Source organism: Bacteroidia bacterium, assembly GCA_019695265.1.
Lineage (GTDB): Bacteria > Bacteroidota > Bacteroidia > JAIBAJ01 > JAIBAJ01 > JAIBAJ01.
This window is the reverse complement of sequence record JAIBAJ010000164.1, coordinates 1-5,095: the sequence shown is the minus strand read 5'-3', so window position 1 is coordinate 5,095 and position 5,095 is coordinate 1. Positions and strand designations below refer to the sequence as shown.

At 41.7% G+C, this 5,095-nt stretch carries 4 protein-coding genes; 3 read left to right on the top strand and 1 reads right to left on the bottom strand.

Annotated features, from left to right (window positions below; all coding sequences use genetic code 11):
• On the top strand, nt 1-1,057 hold a 1,057-nt coding region (locus K1X82_14700), incomplete at its 5' end, for an acyl-CoA desaturase (protein MBX7183359.1).
• Between the two features lie 726 nt (nt 1,058-1,783).
• Complete coding sequence (locus K1X82_14695; protein MBX7183358.1) at nt 1,784-2,890, top strand: acyltransferase; 1,107 nt, start codon at nt 1,784-1,786, stop codon at nt 2,888-2,890.
• A 408-nt stretch (nt 2,891-3,298) separates the two neighbouring features.
• On the opposite strand, the gene K1X82_14690 is transcribed toward K1X82_14695, so the two are convergent.
• Nucleotides 3,299-3,937 (bottom strand): DUF4412 domain-containing protein, encoded by a 639-nt coding sequence (locus K1X82_14690; protein MBX7183357.1) that lies wholly within the window; start codon nt 3,935-3,937, stop codon nt 3,299-3,301.
• Nucleotides 3,938-4,122: 185 nt separating this feature from the next.
• Here K1X82_14690 and K1X82_14685 point away from each other — a divergent pair.
• The coding region (locus tag K1X82_14685; GenBank protein MBX7183356.1) for a hypothetical protein at nt 4,123-5,095 on the top strand (973 nt) is incomplete at its 3' end.

Below are 5,095 nucleotides of genomic sequence, written 5' to 3'. Positions count from 1 at the left end.
CGAAAAATCCGATTTCCATGCCGAACTTAAACGTCGGGTAAATCGCTATTTCGAAGATAATAAGCTGGATACCAAAGGAAATTTTGCCTTTTATTTCAAAGCTTTCTTCTTTATTTCCCTCTATTGGACCTGCTATGCTATTATGGTTTGGTCCAACCTTCCTTTTTTGGCCAAACTCATCCCCTTTTTCCTCATGGGAATTTCCATCGCCGGAATTGGTTTTAATGTTATGCACGATGCGGCTCATGGAGCCTTTTCTCATAAAGAATGGGTCAATAACCTCATGGGCTATTCCCTTAATTCCATTGGTGGAAACCTCTTTACCTGGAAAATTCAGCATAATATCCTCCACCATACTTATACCAACCTCTATTCCTACGACGAAGACCTCGATGCCGGAATTGTTGTCAGACTTTCTCCACACGCTCCTCTGCGACCCCACCATAAATACCAACATCTTTACGCCTGGTTTGCATACAGCCTGGTGCATTTATCCTGGATTCTCGTTAAGGATTTCAAGAAAATATCACATTACAACGGCAGCGGTCTAACCTACCAAAACAAAGCAAAACCAGGAAAAGAGGTAGTCATTATCGTTCTTACCAAATTGGTTTACCTGGTTTATATGATCATCATTCCTTTAACTTATTCTAATCTTACCCCACTGCAATTTCTAGCCGGCTTTCTTCTCATGAGCTTCACGACAGGAGTTACCATGAGTGTAATTTTTCAACTGGCTCACGTGGTAGAAGGAACCCAACACCCCGAACCGGACAACTCCGGAATTGTCGAAAACAACTGGGCTATCCATCAAATTGAAACAACAGCCAATTTTAGCACCGAAAATCCCATCGTTACCTGGTTCACCGGAGGATTAAATCACCAAATTGAACACCATCTTTTCCCAAAAATCTGCAGTACCCATTACCCGGCAATTGCAAAAATTGTTCAAGATATGTCAAAGGAATACGGGGTTACTTACCTCAATACTCCCGGCTTTGGCGATGCCGTATATTCCCACTACCTTTCCCTCAAAAAACTAGGAAACCCGGCCTAGTTTCTTCTTTCTTGCAACAAGCATAATAAGCTCCAAATACCGGGTTCAACCTGCCTTGTCAACCCGAATCCTGGAATCATGACTATCTGCGGTTTGTTTTTGGTTTCTATTTCCGGTTTCAATTAATAAACTAAACTCGGCTTAAGGTCTGCTGAAAAAGTCCGAAAACCAGTAGATGCAAGGCCACAAGGTGAAGCTGTATACTTCATGCTGCGAACCTCAGGCGGCCAAGCAGATGCTGTATATCTGACTAAGGTTCAAAAGTAAACTTCAAAAAATAAGGATGCAAGGAAATCTAATTTAGAGCCTTGCAGCAATAGGATTTTAAAACCAAAATTATTGGAGAAATAGTCCAAAAACGTTTCTGAAAATTACAGGGATAAATGCCTATGCAAATTCTGGGTTTAGGCAAATTAGTGCAAAGCCATTGGACTATGATAGATTTGCAATCGGTAAAAGAGCAGTTTAAATGATTTAATCCCAAAATTGTCAATAGAAATTTTAAACTACGTTCGAGACAAGTGTTAGTAAGGCTTTCAAGTAATTTTTACCGAGAGAACATTTTGTTTCCTCGGCACTAACTAACACTAGCTCGGGATTAACCCAAATCATCCCACATCCCATCGCGCTTGTCATTTGTTCACTTCGTTTCAAATGACAATTTTGGGTTAAAATAAATCGATGGAGTGTATTTCAGCTGACCCTATCTATCTTTGAGGCCTTTCCATGAGACCAAATTCGCCACAAAGCACCACCGTTACTCCTATCAACCACAGCAATCAATTGGATGGTTTGCGTTTTTTCGCAGTTTCGGTAATCATGTTGGGCCATTGGTACCAGTGGACCTGGACCAACCCTGTTTATGCCAAGCTTCCCCTGGTTCATGGTGTCGATTTGTTTTATGTGTTAAGTGGTTTTCTTATCACCCGCATTTTGCTCAATAATCGAAATTCTGCTCCACAAATTTCTCCGTCTGCCCTCCTTAAAACCTTCTATATCCGTCGGTTTTTACGCATTTTTCCTATTTATTACCTGCTAATTTTCGGACTATTTGCCTTTAATTATGCCAATACCCGCGAGCTGTTTCCCTGGCTGGTAACCTATACCTCCAATTTGTACCAATCCTTTAATAATGTATCGGTAGGGGAGTTTAACCATTTTTGGTCCTTAGCGGTTGAAGAACAATTTTACCTTTTTTGGCCCTTGTTAATGTTGTTGTTGCCAAAGCGAAATATCCCTTGGGTGTTGGGAATTACCCTGGTGTTGGCCTTGCTTTCCCGGGCCTATTTTCACTTTTTTGTGCACAAATGGATGGCTACTTCCTTTTTTACCCTCAATTGCATGCACTTGTTCAGCTTGGGGGGCATTTTGGCCTATTTTCAACTAAATAAACCGAACTGGTTTAAAAACCTATCCCAATCGTATTGGTTTTTTCTTGCCTTTGTTACCTATTCCTTGTTGTTTTATGGAATCGAAACTTACCATTGGGATTGGTTCAAAGTCATTTTCGACGAATTTTTGTTTGGTATAGTCGCATTTTTTGCCATTGCTGTAGCCGCCCGAAACGGATTTAAATATGTATCGGCCTTCATATTAGAGCATCCATGGGTGCTGCATGTTGGCAAGATTTCCTATGGCATGTACATCATCCATTTGTTTATACCTTCCTTCTACTATTGGTTGTTTCCAAAGTTGGGCATATCCCTTTCCAATAAGTTTACCGAGTTTGTTTTTCTTTACCTGTTAACGTTTGGCCTGGCACATCTCAGTTGGACCTATCTTGAAAGTCCGATTAACCGCTTAAAGAGCCGTTTTAGTTACGCTGTTCACTAAGTTTTTCTTTTTTTTTGGTGGTATTTGGCGGGCCCCCTTTCCGCCCTACATCCATCAATGCCAATTTTCGATATTCTGCATGGGGCGTTAGGGTCACGCTATCGGTTGTAGTCCTCGGCCCACTTGGCTAGCGCCGCGTAGGCCTGTGGGCTACTTACCTCTATCGTTGCCCGAGGGTGCAAACCCAAACCACCTACCTTCGCCCAAGGTTTTGGCAAGTGGCTAACTTTTCTTAATGGAAACCGATCTATTAAACAATGAAAGCAAGCTGTATAAGGTCGAGATGCCCCTTGCACGCTACTATTTAAAATCACCAGGGGTTGAATGCAACACCCATACCTGGTAAAAGTCAAATCAAAAAAAAAGGCTTACCAGGATGGTAAGCCTTTTTCAAAAATAGCGTTCGGATTATTTGTCAACCTTAACATACCCTTTAGGAATCTCCATAAAAGTAGCATCCAAGGCTTTTTTAGTAATTTTGGTTACTTGAAGTCTGCCTTTTTCATCTCTTAACAAGGTACGTTCCACAGCAAGCATCGGGAAAAACCCTTTGGTTCCGGGTACTTGAAGGTAAAAAGTGGCAAAATTGTCTTTGCGATTAATAGTTTGCAACAAAGGAATAAAGAATTCAAAATTCCCTTCGGCTACCCAATAGGTAATTTCACTGTCTTTCTCTCTGTTTTTAACTCTCCATTGGGAACATTCAAATCCATTGATAAACTTGGTATTTCCGCTACGTTCAACATCCAAATTCATTTTAGCTGATTCGTCTGCTTTGTAGGGTCTTTCCATAAATAATTTACGCTCATGACTTAGGGCGTACATTTTTTTATCGGATAAATTAACCAACATGGTGCCTTCCACGGTTTTACCATCGGCGGCCATTTCATCAATTCTCACCTTATTTCCTTTCACATGATAAACATAGATAGAGGTGTCGTTTGGTAATATTCGTTTAAACTCAATAGAACCTTCGAATGTTTGAGCCCAGGCAGCAGCAAAGGTTACAAGGCATATTGCCAGGGTAAGGAAACTGATTTTTTTCATGTGGTGAAACAGTGTCTTAAGAATTAGGGCGAAAATAGGAAAATTTATTCCAACGGGCTTCAACGGATAAACTTTTTGCAAGTTTCAATTAAATTCAGAAATAATGGGCCGTTTAAAGCGGCAGATTTAGGCAGGTTTTGATAAAATTTCCTTATACTTGCAGGTTTCATTGCAAGAAAGAACCATTGAAAGCACATCTAATCAAATTTGTATTTTTTTTACTCTTTATCCAAGTACAATTTGGAGGGTATTCGCAGGAATGCGGTTATATTTATGTTTCACCAACCGGAGCATCAAGTGGAAATGCCGGTACCAAGGCCAATCCGGCCTCTTTGCTTTATGGCCTTGATTTGGCAGCAGGTAGTGTTAAGCATTTGCGTTTGGCTCAAGGATCTTATCCTTTGTCTGCTACCATTGATATTCCCAACGGTGTAACTTTGGAAGGTGGATTTGATGGCAGTACCTGGCAAAAAAGTAATTTCTATATCAGCAGTATTAACCGCGATAGTTCCAATTCATTGTCTTCGCCTAAACGCCTGATCGTTTTCAATTGCATTAACAAAACCGGATTTCGATTTCAGGATTTAACAGTTAATGTGGATGATGCCGGTGGCTACGGAACTTCAATTTATGCCTTTTACCTCAGCAATTGCTCCGATTATCTTATTTCCAGATGCATCATAAATACCGGAAAAGGTAGCGATGGCTTGCCCGGCTTACCCGGAGCAGATGGTGTTAATGGTGCTGATGGACAGCCGGGAGAAGGCGGTGATGGAACTTCCTCTCTTTCTACCTATTCTACCGGTCAAGGTACTTGTTGTAATGCAGGTGGAATAGGTGGTGGCCCTAGTTATCCGGGTGCTTTTATCGGAGGTACCGGAGGCGATGGTGGTGAACGAGGTGGCTTTGATGTTGATACCCAGGTAGTTTTGGGCGAAACCCTCTACTATTCTATTCCAAATACCAATTATGCCTTTGACGGAAATCCCGGACAAGGAGGGGCAGGACCCTTAGCCGGAAACGGAGGTCAGGGTGGTGCTAAAGTTTGCCAAACTACTTTTGTCAATGGGAACTGTATGGCAACTTCCAGCAATAGGGGAGGGGCCGGTTTAGATGGTTTTGACGGGATTCCCGGAAACCCCGGAGCCCAAGGAAATG

Excerpts from the sequence above, each read along its gene's own strand:
- K1X82_14695 (MBX7183358.1), top strand. The coding sequence starts at position 1,784 with ATGAGACCAAATTCGCCACAAAGCACCACCGTTACTCCTATCAACCAC.
- K1X82_14690 (MBX7183357.1), bottom strand. The coding sequence starts at position 3,937 with ATGAAAAAAATCAGTTTCCTTACCCTGGCAATATGCCTTGTAACCTTT.